Source organism: Haemophilus aegyptius, from assembly GCF_900475885.1.
Classification (GTDB): domain Bacteria; phylum Pseudomonadota; class Gammaproteobacteria; order Enterobacterales; family Pasteurellaceae; genus Haemophilus; species Haemophilus influenzae.
In genome coordinates this window covers 550834-567608 of record NZ_LS483429.1, presented here as the reverse complement: position 1 = coordinate 567608, position 16775 = coordinate 550834, and the positions used below count along the sequence as shown (strand labels likewise).

The window sequence follows — 16775 nt, the reverse complement described above, 5'->3', positions numbered from 1 at the left end:
TCTCTAGGGAAAAATCAAATATTACCCCGCCACCACTGGTAAATATCCCCATTGAATTAAAAATGGAATGAGCATAATCACGACGCCAATTAATAACGCAAACACCAAAGCGAAATTACCGCCAGAAACACGATATGGCAATGTTGGATTTTCAATACGTGTACGCCATGCCAAGCTAATTGGTAAAATTAAGCAATAGAACGCACACAATAAACCTGCGTAACTTAATGCTGTAATAAATCCTTCAGGATAAAACAATGCAAATACAAGTGGCGGTAAAAATGCGACTACAGTTAAAACAAAGCGATTATTTGGCAAATGATAACGCTTGAATAAATCCCCCAATCCCTCAAATACACCAAGCATTACGCCTAAGAAAGAAGTAATCAGTGCAAGTGATGAAAACACACGCACAACCTCTCCCATAAAATGCGAACCTGTAATTTCACGTGTTGCATTCACTAAGCCATTTAGCGTTGGGTCAGCTTGTAAAATACGCACAAATTCACTTTGACTTAATACACCATGAGTTGCTAACTGCCATACAAGGTAAGCAGCTAATGGAATCGCAGTACCAATCAAAATGGCACGACGAAATTTATCAAAACTTCCACCTAAGTAGCTATTCACACTCGCCATAATAACGTGGAAACCGAAAGAAGTAAAAAATATTGGTGCCGCAGAAACCACAAAAGCATAATCCAAAGGCAATGCCATTAAATTATCTGTTGCTACTTTTGGAAGCATCATAAACAGCACAAAAGCAAAGGCGATTAACTTACCAATAAATAAGACGCGAGTTAAGCCATCCACGCCTTTCGTTCCTACAACCACGAAAGAACCTAATACAACAGTAAAGATAATAATCGCCGTTTTAAGTGAGATTGCGTCCATTCCAAAAGCCGTTGGCAAGCCTGAAAGTAAAGATCCACCACCAGTAATATAAGCGGCTGAAAGTGCATAAAGTAAAACTAACAAACTCAACGTGGCTAAAATTCGCCCAGGAACCCCAAAATATTTTTCAGCGAGCGTGGCGACACCATCATCCAACTGATCCGCTGTTTGATACACTTCTACAAACAACAATCCGCTGTAAACCAACAAAGCCCACAAGCCAACGAGCAATAACACGGTATAACCAAAGCCCATACCCGCTGATGTAAGCGGCATAGCAAGCATACCTGCTCCAATGGTTGTGCCTGCAATAATCAGCGCACTCCCAAAAGTTTTGTTTTTTAGCATAAAATTGTCCTTATAATGTTGTGTTTAAAAACTAATTTAAATTTGACCGCACTTTTCTTTATAGTGTAAACGGCAAACAGAAAGATAAGAATCATTGCCTCCAATTTGAATTTGTGCGCCTTCTTTAATGACCTCGCCCTGATCATTTAAACGCAAAACAAAATTAGCCTTGCGGCCACAATAACAAATTGTTTTTAATTCTTCGAGTTGATCCGCCCAAGCCAGTAAATATTTACTTCCTTCAAAAAGTTCCGCTTGGAAATCTGTACGCAAGCCATAACAAAGCACAGGGATTTTGAGTTTATCAACAACATCACTCAACTGGTAAACTTGTTGTTTGCTAAGAAATTGAGCTTCATCCACCAACACGCAATGCACTTTTTCTTTTTTTAAGTGCTCATTGATTTCATCAAACAAATTGGTTTCCGAGCGAAATAAAAAGGCATCTTGCAAAATGCCAATACGCGATGTGACTTTTCCCACGCCAAAACGATCATCAATCGCAGCCGTATAAACTACTGTGTTCATATCGCGCTCACGATAGTTATAGGAAGATTGTAGCAACGTCGTTGATTTTCCAGCGTTCATTGTGGAGTAATAGAAGTAGAGTTTCGCCATTTTTCCTCCTAAATTGCCGGTAATTCCGTCATTGCCCAACGAGGTTTAACATCAATAGCCAGATCGCTATGCTGACCTTGTTTTAAACGTAAAAAACCTGTGTAAGCAATCATTGCGCCATTATCTGTACAAAATTGAGGTTGAGGATAAAACACTTCGCCACCTAAATTTTGCATTAAGTGCGCAAGCGTTTCTCGGAGTTTTTTATTTGCGCTCACCCCTCCCGCAATCACTAAACGTTTATAACCTGTTTCTTTCAATGCACGCTTACATTTAATGGCAAGAGTATCCACCACCGCATCTTGGAAAGCATAAGCAATATCTGCTTTAGTTTGCTCTATCAGTTCGCCCTCGTTTTTAATTGCTTGATTAACTGTATTCGCGGCAAATGTTTTTAAACCAGAAAAACTAAAATCAAGACCTGCACGATCTGTCATTGGGCGTGGAAATATGAAACGATTTGGTGTACCTTTTTCCGCTAAACGAGAAAGTGCCGCGCCGCCTGGATAATCTAGTCCAAGTAATTTTGCTGTTTTATCAAAGGCTTCGCCAGCAGCATCATCAATAGATTCTCCAATCACTTCATATTTTCCTACACCATCGACACGCACTAATTGAGTGTGGCCACCCGATACCAACAGAGCAACAAAAGGAAAGTGCGGTGAATTTTCATCAAGCATTGGCGCAAGTAAATGCCCTTCCATATGATGAACACCAATCGCTGGCACATTCCAAGCATAGGCTAAAGAACGTGCAATCGTAGCACCGACAAGCAATGCGCCAACAAGCCCAGGACCACTCGTGTAAGCAATACCATCAATATCGCTTGCGGTTAAATTGGCTTCCTCTAATGCCGCTTTAATAAGAGGCGCTGTTTTCCGAATATGATCACGTGATGCTAATTCAGGAACCACACCACCATAATCTGCATGCAGGGCAATTTGAGTATAAAGTTGATTAGCAATTAACCCTTTTTCTTCATCATAAATCGCCACGCCCGTTTCATCACAGGAAGTTTCAATGCCTAAGATTTTCATTGATTTTCTTAATTTATTACCTAAAATGTTGCGCGATTTTACCCTGTTTAAGCGGTTTTAACCAGTTGAAACCACAAATATTAAGGTGAATTGGCATTCTATCCTTTACTTTTTCCCTAAAAATAGATTAGAATTGCGTCCTTTATTAAATTTGTCATTTACACACAGGTGCTTTGGCAAAAATAAAATTTTAAATTGCAATTAAATTAAACTCATTGAGGTGATTGGCTTATGCCTGTAATTAAAGTACGTGAAAACGAATCATTTGACGTAGCTTTACGTCGTTTCAAACGCTCTTGCGAAAAAGCGGGAATCTTAGCTGAAGTACGCGCTCGCGAATTTTACGAAAAACCAACTACAATTCGTAAACGTGAAAATGCAACACTTGCAAAACGTCACGCAAAACGCAACGCTCGCGAAAACGCGCGCAATACCCGTTTATACTAATTTATAGTATTTTCTGACTCGAGTTAAGACAAACCGTGAATCCTTTGGACTCACGGTTTTGTTACTTTAAGCACAATAAAAATCTACGCCAAAAACGACCGCACTTTCACACCACGATCACGGAGGCTCGACAATGAAAGGTTCTATTCCTCGCCCCTTTATTGATGATTTGCTGACAAAGTCCGATATTGTCGATGTGATTAACACCCGCGTAAAACTAAAAAAAGCTGGCCGCGATTATCAAGCCTGCTGCCCTTTCCATCACGAAAAAACACCATCCTTCACAGTTAGCCAAAAGAAACAGTTTTATCATTGCTTTGGTTGTGGCGCACATGGTAATGCGATTTCCTTTTTAATGGACTATGACAAACTTGAATTTGTCGAAGCCATTGAAGAACTTGCAGCTATGGCAGGGCTTGAAATACCTTACGAAAAACGTGCTAATCACAGCGGAAAACCTCAAGCTAATTACCAAACCAAACGAAATCTCTATGAATTAATGCAAGAGATTGCCACGTTTTATCAAAACCAATTGCCATTAAATTCTCAAGCACAAGAATATTTACAACAACGTGGGCTTTCAGCTGAAATTATTGAGCGTTTCCAAATTGGGTTTGTGCCGAATGCAATGGATACTGTACTGCGTAAATTTGGTGTTAATCGTGAAGAACAACAAAAACTCATTGAATTAGGCATGCTTTCTCGAAATGATCGTGGCAATATTTACGATAAATTCCGAAATCGCATCATGTTTCCGATTCGTGATAAACGTGGTCGCACAGTGGCTTTTGGTGGGCGTGTATTAACAGATGAAAAACCGAAATATCTGAATTCGCCAGAAACCATTACTTATCATAAAGGTAAGGAGCTTTATGGTTTGTATGAAGCCTTGCAAACCAACGATGAACCCAAACAATTACTTGTTGTTGAAGGTTATATGGATGTAGTGGCATTAGCACAATTTGGCGTGGATTATGCGGTGGCTTCTTTAGGTACGTCCACGACATCAGAACAAATTCAACTTATTTTTCGTTCGACCGAACAGGTTGTTTGTTGTTACGATGGTGACCGTGCAGGGCGTGATGCTGCTTGGCGCGCACTAGAAAATGCGTTGCCCTATTTAGAAGATGGCAGACAACTCAAATTTATTTTCTTGCCAGATGGAGAAGATCCTGACACTTACATTCGTCAATACGGCAAAGAAAAATTTGAAGAATACATCGAAAGTGCGCAATCTTTAAGCGAGTTTATGTTTGCTCACTTAAGCCCACAAGTTGATTTTTCCACTAAAGAAGGGCGCGGAAAATTAGTTGCGCTAGCTGCGCCGTTAATTCACCAAATTCCAGGAGAAATGCTTCGCTTATCGCTACGCAATATACTTGCTCAAAAACTTGGGATTTTTGATCAAACTCAGCTGGAAAATCTTATTCCCAAACAATTAGAACAAGCCAATACACAACAAAAAGTCACTCATAATAAGATCAAAAAGACACCGATGCGAATGGTCATTTCATTGCTTCTGCAAAATCCTGAGTTAGTAAAACGTATGTCTGAAAGCGGCGTACAAGCATTACGTGCGGAAGCAGGGTTTGAAATTCTGGAAAAATTGACCGCACTTTGTCGCCAACGAGAGGGCATTACTACGGGGCAAATTTTGGAATACTTCCGCAATACATCTTACAGTAATCCCCTTGAAATACTGGCAACTTGGGATCATTTATTAGACGAATCCGACATAATCAACGCATTTTCTCAAAATTACCGTCGCTTAAATATTCAAGCTATTGAGCGCGATATTGAAATGCTTATTGCTAAAGAACGAACAGAGGGTCTCACTAATGAAGAAAAAACGGTACTTGTACATCTTTTAGCTGGTAAAGAACAGCAGAAAAAACAGTTAGTGAATCCGCTATAACAATGGTAGAATCTCAAGTTCATAAAAAATCTTATCTTCTCAATCACATCAAGCAAAACGAGTATAAAAATGGGAAAAAATCAACAATCTACGGCTGAACAATATTCAGAACAAATTGAGCAATTGATGGAGCTAGGTCGTACACAAGGGTATTTAACTTTTGCTGAAATCAATGACTTATTGCCCGAAGATGCTATTGATCCTGAATATTACGACAAATTGCTACAAACGTTGCAAAATGATGCTGGTATCCCTGTATTAGATGAAGCACCAGAAAGCGATGATATGATGTTGAGTGATACCATACCTGATGAAGATGCAGTGGAAGAAGCAACTCAAATTCTTTCAAATGTAGAATCTGAAATAGGTCGAACAACGGATCCCGTACGCATGTATATGCGCGAAATGGGAACGGTGGATCTTCTTACTCGTGAAGATGAAATTAGCATTGCAAAACGTATTGAAGGAGGGATTGATGAAGTTCAAACCTCTATCGCAGCCTATCCTGAAGCATTAAATGGATTACTAAAAAACTATGATGATGTAGAAAAAGGTAATTTCCGTTTGACCGATTTAATTACGGGTTTTGTTGATCCAAATGCCGAAATAGAAGAACACAACGGACTTGATGAAGACTTTTCTGACGAAGATGATGAAGAAGAATCTAGTAATGCAGATGTGGAAGACAATGAAGATGAAGAAGACAATGAATCAGAATCTACATCAGATTCAAGCGACTCTGATAACAGTATTGATCCTGAAGTTGCTCGCGAAAAATTTCAGCAATTAAGAGAACAGCACTCTAAAACCCTTGCTGTTATTGAAAAACACGGTCGCTCTGGAAAACGTGCCCAAGATCAAATTGCACTACTTGGCGAAATTTTTAAACAATTCCGTTTAGTACCAAAACAATTTGATTTACTCGTTCTATCAATGAAAGAAATGATGAAACGTGTGCGCTACCAAGAACGTCAGCTACAAAAAATATTAGTGGATATAGCAGGAATGCCAAAGGATGATTTTGAAAAAATTATTACCACTAATGGCAGTAACAGTGAATGGGTAGCAAAAGCATTAAAATCTAGCAAACCTTGGGCTAAACGTTTAATTAAATATGAAGATCGTATTTATGAAGCCTTAAACAATCTAGCGATAACAGAAGAAAATACTAAACTTACCATTACTCAAATGCGTGACATTTGCGATGCAGTCGCACGAGGCGAACAAAAAGCACGTCGAGCTAAAAAAGAAATGGTTGAAGCTAACTTGCGTTTAGTAATTTCCATCGCGAAAAAATACACAAATCGAGGTTTACAATTCTTAGATTTAATTCAAGAAGGGAATATCGGTTTAATGAAAGCGGTAGATAAATTTGAATATCGACGTGGCTACAAATTCTCTACATATGCTACTTGGTGGATTCGTCAAGCAATCACTCGCTCTATTGCGGATCAAGCGCGTACAATCCGTATTCCTGTGCATATGATTGAAACAATCAATAAACTTAATCGTATTTCTCGCCAGTTGTTACAAGAAATGGGACGTGAAGCAACACCAGAAGAATTGGCAGAACGTATGGGAATGCCAGAAGATAAAATCCGTAAAGTACTGAAAATTGCAAAAGAGCCGATTTCTATGGAAACACCTATTGGCGATGACGATGATTCGCATTTAGGGGATTTTATTGAAGATTCAACCTTAGAACTTCCTCTTGATTCTGCCACAGCACAAAGTTTAAAAGTTGCAACTCACGAAGTGCTAGAAGGCTTGACGCCACGTGAAGCAAAAGTATTACGTATGCGTTTTGGCATTGATATGAATACCGACCATACACTTGAAGAAGTGGGTAAACAATTCGATGTAACACGCGAACGTATTCGTCAAATTGAAGCAAAAGCATTACGTAAATTACGTCATCCTAGCCGTTCTGAAACACTGAGAAGTTTTTTAGATGAATAGAGAGAAACATAAAAGAGAAAAATCGATCTAATCTTAAAAAATCAGATACATTTGTTTAAGGACTAAATTCTATAATCCGCAGAATTTAGTCCTTTTACTTTTACTTTTACTTTTACTTTTACTTAAAGCACCGCATTAATATGCATTCAAATTTCAACTATTTTAGTTAGATAAGCCATTAACATTTAACAATGGCAACAAATATTGGTTATTTAAAACATTTTAATCATAAAAAAATCTGCGCCCCAATTAGCTGGTTTATTTATTCAGCTTTAAGGCACAGATTAAAGTGCGGTAAATTTTTTTGATATTTGGCGTAAATTATTTATTTAATTTCGCTTTGTAAGCTGGATTCATTAAGTTTTCTACAGAAAGAATGTCATCTAATTGTTCTTCTGTTAATAAACCTTTTTCTAACACAACTTCACGCACGCCTTTACCTGTTTGCGCACAGATTTTACCCACTAAGTCGCCGTTGTGGTGACCGATAAATGGATTCAAGTAAGTCACAATACCAATTGAATTAAACACGTAGTTTTCACAAATTTCTTTGTTTACAGTGATGCCATCCACACATTTATCGCGTAAGTTCACACAAGCATTGGTTAAGATGTCGATAGATTCGAACATTGCTTGACCAATCACTGGTTCCATTACGTTTAATTGTAATTGACCTGCTTCAGATGCGAAGGTCACAGTGGTATCGTTACCAATTACTTTAAAGCATACTTGGTTCACCACTTCAGGAACAACTGGGTTTACTTTTGCTGGCATAATAGAAGAACCCGCTTGTAATTCAGGGAGATTAATTTCTTTTAAACCTGCACGTGGGCCAGAAGAAAGTAAACGCAAGTCATTACATACTTTAGAAAGTTTCACTGCAGTACGTTTTAATGCACCGTGAACCATGACATAAGCACCACAGTCAGATGTTGCTTCAATTAAGTTTTCTGCTGGTACACAAGCTAATCCAGTTACTTCAGCAAGATGTTTTACAACTAATTCTGTATAGCCTTGTGGCGTATTTAAACCAGTACCGATTGCAGTCGCACCAAGGTTTACTTCAAGTAATAAACCTGCTGTACGTTTTAAGTTACGCACTTCTTCTTCAAGTAATACGGCGAAAGCTTTGAATTCTTGACCAACAGTCATTGGCACCGCATCTTGCAATTGGGTACGACCCATTTTTAAGATATTTGCAAACTCTTTTGCTTTATTATCAAAACCGTCGTGTAAATATTGAATTTTATCGATCAATTTTAAGATGCTGTTATACACCGCAATACGGAAACCAGTAGGATACGCATCGTTGGTTGATTGGCTTGCATTAACGTGATCCATCGGATTAATCACGTTATATTCGCCTTTTTTATGACCAATTTTTTCAAGGGCAAGATTAGCAACCACTTCATTAGTATTCATATTGACAGACGTACCTGCACCACCTTGATATACATCTGATGGGAATTGATCTAAGCATTTTCCAGTGGTAAGGATTTCATCACAAGCTGCTACAATCGCTTTTGCAATATCACTTGGAATTGCACCTAATTCGCCATTGGCTAAAGCCGTTGCTTTTTTTACCATTACCATACCACGCACAAACTCAGGCACGTCAGAAATGGTTACGTTAGAAATATTGAAATTTTCTACCGCTCTTAATGTATGAATCCCCCAATATGCTTCTGCAGGCACATCACGTTCGCCGAGTAAATCTACTTCTTTTCTAAATTGAGTCATTTTAATTACCTTTTTGGGTTAGTTAATTTATCGTCATTATAGAAATTTCAAGAAGAAAAAACTTGATGAAGATCACATTTTCAAAAAATGCTCTCAAGACATATTTTCATTTTTCGGATTAGTTTTTTTAGGGAAAAATGTTCTATCTATCAATCTTACACAGATTTCAATAGCCTACCAATTTTCTCAAATAATTTCTGAATTTGCTCTGCACGACACCCGAGTACCCGCACCATTAAACCATATTCATTGAGTTGTGATATGCCTATCAGTAGATCTTTTTCTTCCGTACTTTGTTGCTGCAAGGCTTGCACCTGTTGTTTGATTTCCGCATTATTTTTCGCCAAATTTAGATAAGTCAGCGAACCTTGATGGGAATAATTTTCCATCTGACTCAAAGCGGTAAGATTCATTTTAGACGGCAGCCACTGGATACAATCACTGACAAGCGGTCGTTTTTTGCCATCGTCTTTCAAAGTATAAATCTTCAAATGGGAAGAAAACTGACGGAAGGCAAAACGTTCATCATTCAACACCCGCCCAATCGCCACGATTTCACCGTAAATCAGCTCGCTTTGTTCGCCCATTTCAATCTGGGTTTGCTGCTTAAAAACGGAATCTTTATGTAACACCAACGGATGCGGCAAATAGAATAAACGACTGTTTTCCGCAAGCAAAATATGGGTTGTTTGCATCGCACTGTCGCCTTCATTCATCGCCTGCACCCGAGTAAATGCCTGCGTATTTAAAGAAAGTGCGGTCGATTTTGCCAATGAAATGTCGATCTCTAACAGATCGCACGCCAGCACGCCAGGGGAGGAGGACATTTGCATCGCACTCAAGCCATTCGCCCACGCATCATCGTAACTTGGCAACGTTATCACTTTAAAAGGTGGCGTCGCAAAGTATTCGGCAAGCCGGGTTTTGCCTCTTGAGGAAAGTTTGGTGGAAAGGGATAATTTGCTGTTCATAGATTTTGTAGGGGCTAATTACATTAGCCCCGATATTTCACCAATAATTGGGCAAATGTAATTTACCCCTACGATTAACGAACCAAAGATGCGGGTTCTTCTACATGCTTCAACAACGCATATTTTTCGATCCAACCGATCACGCCATCCAGATTTTCTTTTTTCATCAAATTAGTGAAAATAAACGGCTGACCGTTACGCATACGGCGGGCATCACATTCCATCACGCTTAAATCTGCCCCTACAAATAGTGCAAGGTCAGTTTTGTTAATCACAAGTAAATCTGAACGAGTGATACCCGGCCCACCTTTACGAGGGATTTTTTCCCCTTGAGCCACGTCAATCACGAAAATTGTCACGTCTGCCAAATCTGGGCTAAAAGTCGCCGAGAGGTTATCGCCGCCCGATTCAATAAATACAATTTCCACATCAGGGAAACGAGCCACCATTTCATCAACCGCTTCTAAATTCATCGAGGCATCTTCACGAATTGCTGTGTGCGGGCAACCGCCTGTTTCCACGCCCATAATTCGCTCTGGTGGAAGCAAACTATTTTTCGTTAAAAATTCCGCATCTTCTTGGGTGTAAATATCGTTAGTAATGACTGCTACGCTATATTTTGACGCTATTTCACGAGTGAGTTTTTCAATTAACGCGGTTTTGCCTGCGCCAACAGGACCTGCTACGCCAATTTTAATGTAGTTACGCATAATGTTCCTTTTGTTTATCATCGTAGCAACTGTGTTGCTCATGGGTGTAGGGGCAAGTTACATTTTCCCCAATATATCAACGATATGTTCAAGGGCAAATGTGATTTGCCCCTACAAGTAAAATTTCAATAAAAAATAACCGCACTTACGACATATAAAGTCGCGTATAAAGCACTTCGTGTTGCATAGCCCGAATATCATTCGCCAGCGTTGCTGCACCAAGCCACTCTTCGTCGGGGTCAAGGCTTAATTCCACCGCTTGCACGAGCGAGCCACGCAAGTCAAACAGAATATCTTGTCCATCCATTTGGCTGAGAGGAATTAGCTTCACGCCGTTAGTGATTACACCAACTGCTGCGTTATAGTAGAACGCATAGAGTGTATCTGCTTTGCTTAAACCCATGGCTTGAGCAACCATTGCAAACACTATTGGGAAATAGCCCTGTACTCGTTTTTCTGCAATCGCTTGCTGGTAAGCTGTGAGCAACGTATGTGTTTCATAGCGAATAAAAATTTTCAACAATCGTACGCCGAGTTTGAAACTCCCTTCGCGGCTTTCGCGTGCCACTTTGGTGGCAGAAAGTTGCCAATCCAGTTCGCACAAGCGGTCAAAATTCCCCTCACACATTGCATCAAAGGCAAGAGAAAGATACGCCCCGTCGTTGTAAATCCAGTTTTGTAAAAGCTGGGTTTGCACATATTCTTCTAGGGTCGCTTTGCTTTCTACCACACGTTGCTGGACGAAGGTTTCCAAGCCATTGGAATGGTTAAATCCACCAATCGGTAAAGTTGGATCGACCAAGTGCAACAACGCACCTAAATCCGTTAAAGAGCGGTTTAATGTTTGTGCCAATGTCCATCTCCGTGATGATGATAGCCATGATGATCATGCGAATGGCTATGAGAATGTCCGTGCCCTTGTGCAGAATTTGCTCTTAACGCTTGGCTTAAACGGCGTTCTGCTTTTTGCGGATGAAATCCCGCGGCTTGCAGCCATTCAAACATCGGCTTATCGTAAGGTAATGTTACTTCATCGCCATCTAAAAAAAGCGGCGAATGTTTGTTGCCGATTTCATAACAGGCTCTCGCCATTTCAGGCAAGGTTTTGGGCGACAGCACAATCACGTCACTCGGTAAAATTTCAATCGCAATCACTAATTCATCGCTGATAAACACTACATCATCGTGTTTCAAGCGTTGCCCCTCTTTTAGCAAGCGAAATGCTACTTCACGCCCCGTATTTGTAGTTTTACGCAAAATATTGCGTTCGCTTTCATACCACTGCAATGCTATTCGTTCAATGGGCTGTGTGGTAATTTTGCCATCTGCTTGAAGTGCGGTTAAATTTCCCAAGATATTTTCTATAATAGGGAGAATTGGGTTAATTATTTTCATCTTTCCTCTATAAATCCACTTTCTTCTCTTCGAAAGAAAAACTACAGCTACAATGATTTCTTATTTATCAAGTAAGAGGCGTATCGTACACGCCCTTTTACACTAATTCGTCTATGAAAACAGTCCTTTAGAATAGGAAATATCGCTGACCCAATGGTACGCTATCCACTGGTTCACAGGTAATTAACTCTCCATCCACTCGAACTTCATAACGTTCAGCATCAACAGTAATGTTTGGTGTTACATCATTATGAACCAGATCTTTTTTACCTACGTTGCGGCAGCCTTTCACAGCAATGGTTTCTTTGTGTAAACCGAATTTTTCACGAATATCGGCTTTTTCAGCGGCTTGTGAAACAAAAAATACCGCTGTTTGTGCCGTTGCTAAGCCTTGTGCACCGTACATTGGACGGTAGAATACAGGTTGCGGCGTTGGAATTGAGGCATTTGGGTCGCCCATTTTGGCGTAGCTAATAAAGCCTTTTTTAATGACGACTTCAGGTTTTACGCCAAAGAACATCGGTTTCCATAACACGATATCTGCGATTTTACCCACTTCTAACGAGCCAATATGCTCCGCAATACCGTGTGCAATTGCTGGGTTGATGGTGTATTTCGCGATATATCGTTTAATACGGAAGTTATCGTTTCCTTCATTACCTAGCTCACCACGTTGCATTTTCATCTTATCTGCAGTTTGCCATGTACGAATAACGACTTCGCCAATACGTCCCATCGCTTGAGAGTCTGAACTCATAATGGAGAAGACGCCCATATCATGCAAAATATCTTCTGCAGCAATGGTTTCAGGGCGGATACGGCTATCGGCAAAAGCTACGTCTTCTGGCACACGTTTATCTAAGTGATGGCAAACCATCAACATATCCAAATGTTCATCAATGGTGTTTTTGGTAAACGGACGAGTCGGGTTGGTTGAAGCAGGTAATACGTTTGAATACATCGCTGCTTTAATGATGTCAGGTGCATGACCACCACCCGCACCCTCCGTATGGAAAGTGTGAATGACACGTCCATCAATCGCTTTCATCGTGTCTTCCAAAAAGCCACTTTCATTTAGCGTGTCTGTATGGATTGCCACTTGAATATCCATTTCATCTGCGACTTTTAAGGCAGAATCAATCACGGCAGGCGTTGCGCCCCAGTCTTCGTGGATTTTTAAACCTAATGCACCCGCTTCAATTTGCTCACGCAGAGGATCTAGGGTTGAACAGTTGCCTTTACCAAAAAATCCGACGTTTACAGGCAAGGCTTCTGCCGCTTGAAACATACGTTCCATATACCATGCGCCAGGGGTACAAGTGGTTGCGTGCGTACCATCAGCAGGGCCAGTTCCACCACCAATTAACGTGGTAACGCCACTTTCAATTGCATGTTGTGCTTGTTGTGGACAAATAAAGTGAATGTGGGTATCGATACCACCAGCGGTTGCAATTAAATGTGCACCGTTATGAACTTCTGTGCTTGCACCGATAATCATGTTTGGTGTGACGTTATCCATGGTGTCAGGGTTACCTGCTTGTCCAATGCCCACAATACGCCCATCACGAATACCAATATCTGCTTTGATAATGCCTAATTTAGCATCAATGATCATCACGTTGGTAATCACAAAATCCAATACATTCGGATTGTCGCGAGTTGCCGTACCGCTTTGAGCCATGCCATCACGCACGCTTTTACCGCCACCAAATTTACACTCGTCGCCTTTGGTCAATAAATCTTGTTCAATGGTTGCCCATAAATTGGTATCGCCTAAACGGACTTTATCGCCAACTGTTGGGCCATAAGTTGCTACGTATTGAGCTCTTGAAATTGTTAATGCCATCTTGCCCTACCTTATAATTTGCCATCAATTTGATTATGGAAACCATAAATGATTTGGTTACCACCAAAAGCAACTAATTCTACTGATTTCACTTCACCGGGTTCAAAACGCACCGCATTGCCAGATGGAACATTTAAGCGCATTCCACGCGCCAAAGTGCGGTCAAATTTAAGGGCATTATTGGTTTCAAAAAAATGGTAATGCGAGCCAACTTGAATTGGGCGGTCGCCTGAATTTGTTACTTCGATTTTTACGGTTTTTCTGCCGACATTAGCGAGAATATCGCCTTCGGCTAATTGGTATTCGCCTGGGATCATATCTTTGTTCCTTGTAGGGTGGGCTTTAGCCCACCATTGATATTTTTATTTTGGTGGGCTAAAGCCCACCCTACGGTTATCTGATTGGATTATGCACGGTAACAAGTTTCGTGCCATCGGGGAAAGTAGCTTCAATCTGGACTTCATGAACCATTTCTGCCACACCTTCCATGACATCATCAACGGTTAAAAGTGTTGAGCCATACTGCATCACTTCAGCCACGCTCATTCCGTCTCTTGCTGCCTCTTGTAAATGGCTCGCAATATAAGCAATAGTTTCTGGATAGTTTAATTTAACCCCGCGTGCTTTGCGTTTTGCCGCAAGTTCGCCCGCGAGGAAAAGCATCAATTTTTCTTGTTCTCTGGAAGTTAAGTGCATATTTTCATTCCTTAATTTATTATACGAAAGTCAGCGAATTTTACGTAAAAAATCTAAAATAGGAAAAATATTTTGTCAGAATTTTTTGTAAGCCCCTTGAAAGAAAAAAAATCCTCCTTATATAGAAACCGCACTTACAAATTCTTAAGAAGGAAATTAATCATGAATATTCGTCCTTTACACGATCGTGTAATTATTAAACGTGAAGAAGTCGAAACCCGTTCAGCTGGCGGTATCGTATTAACCGGTTCAGCAGCGACTAAATCAACCCGTGCGAAAGTATTAGCTGTGGGTAAAGGTCGTATTTTAGAAAATGGCACCGTTCAACCTTTAGATGTTAAAGTTGGCGATACAGTCATTTTCAACGACGGTTACGGCGTGAAAAGCGAAAAAATCGATGGTGAAGAAGTGTTAATCATTTCTGAAAACGACATCCTAGCAATTGTAGAATAATTATTAAATGAGGGAAAAAAAATGGCAGCAAAAGACGTAAAATTTGGTAATGACGCACGCGTAAAAATGCTTAAAGGCGTGAATGTATTAGCGGATGCAGTAAAAGTAACCCTTGGCCCGAAAGGTCGTAATGTAATTTTAGATAAATCATTTGGCGCACCAACTATCACTAAAGACGGTGTGTCTGTTGCTCGTGAAATCGAATTAGAAGATAAATTCGAAAACATGGGGGCACAAATGGTGAAAGAAGTGGCATCTAAAGCAAATGATGCTGCAGGTGACGGTACAACTACTGCAACTGTACTTGCGCAAGCTATCGTAAATGAAGGCTTGAAAGCAGTAGCTGCAGGTATGAATCCAATGGATTTAAAACGTGGTATTGATAAAGCAGTAAGTGCGGTTGTTTCTGAACTTAAAAATTTATCTAAACCTTGTGAAACAGCAAAAGAAATTGAACAAGTAGGTACCATTTCTGCAAACTCTGACAGCATTGTGGGTCAATTAATCTCACAAGCGATGGAAAAAGTGGGCAAGGAAGGTGTAATTACTGTTGAAGATGGTACGGGTCTTGAAGATGAATTAGATGTGGTTGAAGGCATGCAATTCGACCGTGGTTACCTTTCTCCATATTTCATCAACAAACCAGAAACTGCAACGGTTGAATTAGATAATCCATATCTTCTTCTTGTAGATAAAAAAATCTCTAACATTCGTGAATTACTTCCCGTGTTAGAAGGCGTTGCGAAAGCAGGTAAACCGTTATTAATCATCGCTGAAGATGTGGAAGGCGAAGCGCTTGCAACCTTAGTAGTAAACACTATGCGCGGTATCGTGAAAGTTGCAGCAGTGAAAGCACCAGGCTTTGGAGATCGTCGTAAAGCGATGTTACAAGATATTGCAATTTTAACAGCGGGTACTGTGATTTCTGAAGAAATTGGTATGGAGCTTGAAAAAGCAACATTGGAAGATTTAGGTCAAGCAAAACGCGTTGTTATCAATAAAGATAACACAACCATTATTGATGGTATCGGCGATGAAGCACAAATCAAAGGTCGTGTGGCTCAAATTCGTCAGCAAATCGAAGAATCAACTTCTGACTACGACAAAGAAAAACTCCAAGAACGCGTGGCTAAATTAGCAGGCGGTGTGGCAGTAATCAAAGTGGGCGCAGCAACTGAAGTTGAAATGAAAGAGAAAAAAGATCGTGTAGATGATGCATTACATGCAACTCGTGCAGCGGTTGAAGAAGGTATCGTTGCTGGTGGTGGCGTTGCATTAGTTCGTGCAGCAGCGAAAGTTGCAGCAAGCCTAAAAGGTGACAACGAAGAACAAAATGTGGGTATCAAACTTGCATTACGTGCGATGGAAGCGCCTTTACGTCAAATCGTCACTAACGCAGGTGAAGAAGCTTCAGTTGTGGCAAGTGCGGTTAAAAATGGCGAAGGAAACTTTGGTTATAATGCAGGAACAGAACAGTACGGCGATATGATCGAAATGGGTATCTTAGATCCAACTAAAGTCACTCGTTCTGCATTGCAATTCGCAGCTTCTGTAGCAGGCTTAATGATTACCACTGAATGTATGGTAACTGATCTTCCAAAAGATGATAAAGCCGATTTAGGTGCTGCTGGAATGGGCGGTATGGGTGGAATGGGCGGAATGATGTAATTCGCTTATACGAGTAAAAAATCTATCCCAACAGAAAATTTGAGCTCTATATGACTTAGGGCTCAAATCTACTAAAAT

16 protein-coding genes are annotated in these 16775 nt (G+C 40.3%); 5 read left to right on the top strand and 11 right to left on the bottom strand.

Annotation, left to right across the window (positions count from 1 at the left end):
- Positions 1 to 21: 21 nt before the first annotated feature.
- Genes DQN49_RS03015 through tsaD form a run of 3 tightly spaced genes read right to left on the bottom strand, consistent with a single transcriptional unit; the run spans position 22 to position 2897 of the window.
- Positions 22 to 1242, bottom strand: a complete 1221-nt coding sequence (locus tag DQN49_RS03015; RefSeq protein ID WP_006995196.1) for an aromatic amino acid transport family protein — start codon at positions 1240 to 1242, stop codon at positions 22 to 24.
- A gap of 36 nt (positions 1243 to 1278) precedes the next feature.
- Positions 1279 to 1860 (bottom strand): thymidine kinase, encoded by a 582-nt coding sequence (locus DQN49_RS03010; protein WP_006995197.1) that lies wholly within the window; start codon positions 1858 to 1860, stop codon positions 1279 to 1281.
- Positions 1861 to 1868: 8 nt separating this feature from the next.
- Positions 1869 to 2897, bottom strand: coding sequence for a tRNA (adenosine(37)-N6)-threonylcarbamoyltransferase complex transferase subunit TsaD (gene tsaD / locus DQN49_RS03005; RefSeq protein WP_006995198.1), 1029 nt, complete (start codon positions 2895 to 2897; stop codon positions 1869 to 1871).
- A 231-nt stretch (positions 2898 to 3128) separates the two neighbouring features.
- Here tsaD and rpsU point away from each other — a divergent pair, with 231 nt between their 5' ends.
- From rpsU to rpoD, 3 genes are all read left to right on the top strand, one after another.
- Complete coding sequence (rpsU, locus tag DQN49_RS03000) at positions 3129 to 3344, top strand: 30S ribosomal protein S21 (protein WP_005627632.1); 216 nt, start codon at positions 3129 to 3131, stop codon at positions 3342 to 3344.
- Between the two features lie 133 nt (positions 3345 to 3477).
- Entirely contained in the window at positions 3478 to 5259 is a 1782-nt protein-coding gene (gene dnaG, locus DQN49_RS02995; RefSeq protein WP_006995199.1) for a DNA primase, read from the top strand.
- A gap of 69 nt (positions 5260 to 5328) precedes the next feature.
- Positions 5329 to 7218 carry an RNA polymerase sigma factor RpoD gene (rpoD, locus tag DQN49_RS02990; RefSeq protein WP_006995200.1) on the top strand — a complete coding sequence of 630 codons (1890 nt, stop codon included), beginning with the start codon at positions 5329 to 5331 and terminating at the stop codon, positions 7216 to 7218.
- A gap of 321 nt (positions 7219 to 7539) precedes the next feature.
- Here rpoD and aspA read toward each other — a convergent pair whose 3' ends face one another.
- From aspA to ureA, 8 genes are all read right to left on the bottom strand, one after another.
- Entirely contained in the window at positions 7540 to 8958 is a 1419-nt protein-coding gene (gene aspA / locus DQN49_RS02985) for an aspartate ammonia-lyase (protein ID WP_006995201.1), read from the bottom strand.
- Positions 8959 to 9113: 155 nt separating this feature from the next.
- Entirely contained in the window at positions 9114 to 9929 is an 816-nt protein-coding gene (locus tag DQN49_RS02980) for an urease accessory protein UreD (protein WP_006995202.1), read from the bottom strand.
- A 74-nt stretch (positions 9930 to 10003) separates the two neighbouring features.
- On the bottom strand, positions 10004 to 10681 hold the full coding sequence (gene ureG, locus DQN49_RS02975; RefSeq protein ID WP_006995203.1) for an urease accessory protein UreG: 678 nt from the start codon (positions 10679 to 10681) through the stop codon (positions 10004 to 10006).
- 103 nt (positions 10682 to 10784) lie between these two features.
- A complete protein-coding gene (locus DQN49_RS02970; RefSeq protein WP_005694141.1) occupies positions 10785 to 11492 on the bottom strand; it encodes an urease accessory protein UreF in 708 nt (235 codons plus the stop codon).
- Positions 11477 to 12034, bottom strand: coding sequence for an urease accessory protein UreE (gene ureE / locus DQN49_RS02965; protein ID WP_006995204.1), 558 nt, complete (start codon positions 12032 to 12034; stop codon positions 11477 to 11479). The genes DQN49_RS02970 and ureE overlap by 16 nt, the downstream gene beginning before the upstream one ends.
- A gap of 127 nt (positions 12035 to 12161) precedes the next feature.
- Positions 12162 to 13880 carry an urease subunit alpha gene (ureC, locus tag DQN49_RS02960; RefSeq protein ID WP_005688620.1) on the bottom strand — a complete coding sequence of 573 codons (1719 nt, stop codon included), beginning with the start codon at positions 13878 to 13880 and terminating at the stop codon, positions 12162 to 12164.
- A gap of 11 nt (positions 13881 to 13891) precedes the next feature.
- On the bottom strand, positions 13892 to 14197 hold the full coding sequence (ureB, locus tag DQN49_RS02955) for an urease subunit beta (protein ID WP_005687041.1): 306 nt from the start codon (positions 14195 to 14197) through the stop codon (positions 13892 to 13894).
- Positions 14198 to 14273: 76 nt separating this feature from the next.
- On the bottom strand, positions 14274 to 14576 hold the full coding sequence (ureA, locus tag DQN49_RS02950; RefSeq protein ID WP_005688619.1) for an urease subunit gamma: 303 nt from the start codon (positions 14574 to 14576) through the stop codon (positions 14274 to 14276).
- Positions 14577 to 14738: 162 nt separating this feature from the next.
- Between ureA and DQN49_RS02945 the strand changes: the two genes are divergently transcribed.
- The gene (locus DQN49_RS02945; RefSeq protein ID WP_005629492.1) at positions 14739 to 15029 is read left to right on the top strand and encodes a co-chaperone GroES; all 291 of its coding nucleotides are present in this window, start codon (positions 14739 to 14741) and stop codon (positions 15027 to 15029) included.
- 21 nt (positions 15030 to 15050) lie between these two features.
- Complete coding sequence (gene groL, locus DQN49_RS02940; protein WP_005649509.1) at positions 15051 to 16697, top strand: chaperonin GroEL; 1647 nt, start codon at positions 15051 to 15053, stop codon at positions 16695 to 16697.
- Positions 16698 to 16775: the final 78 nt, after the last annotated feature.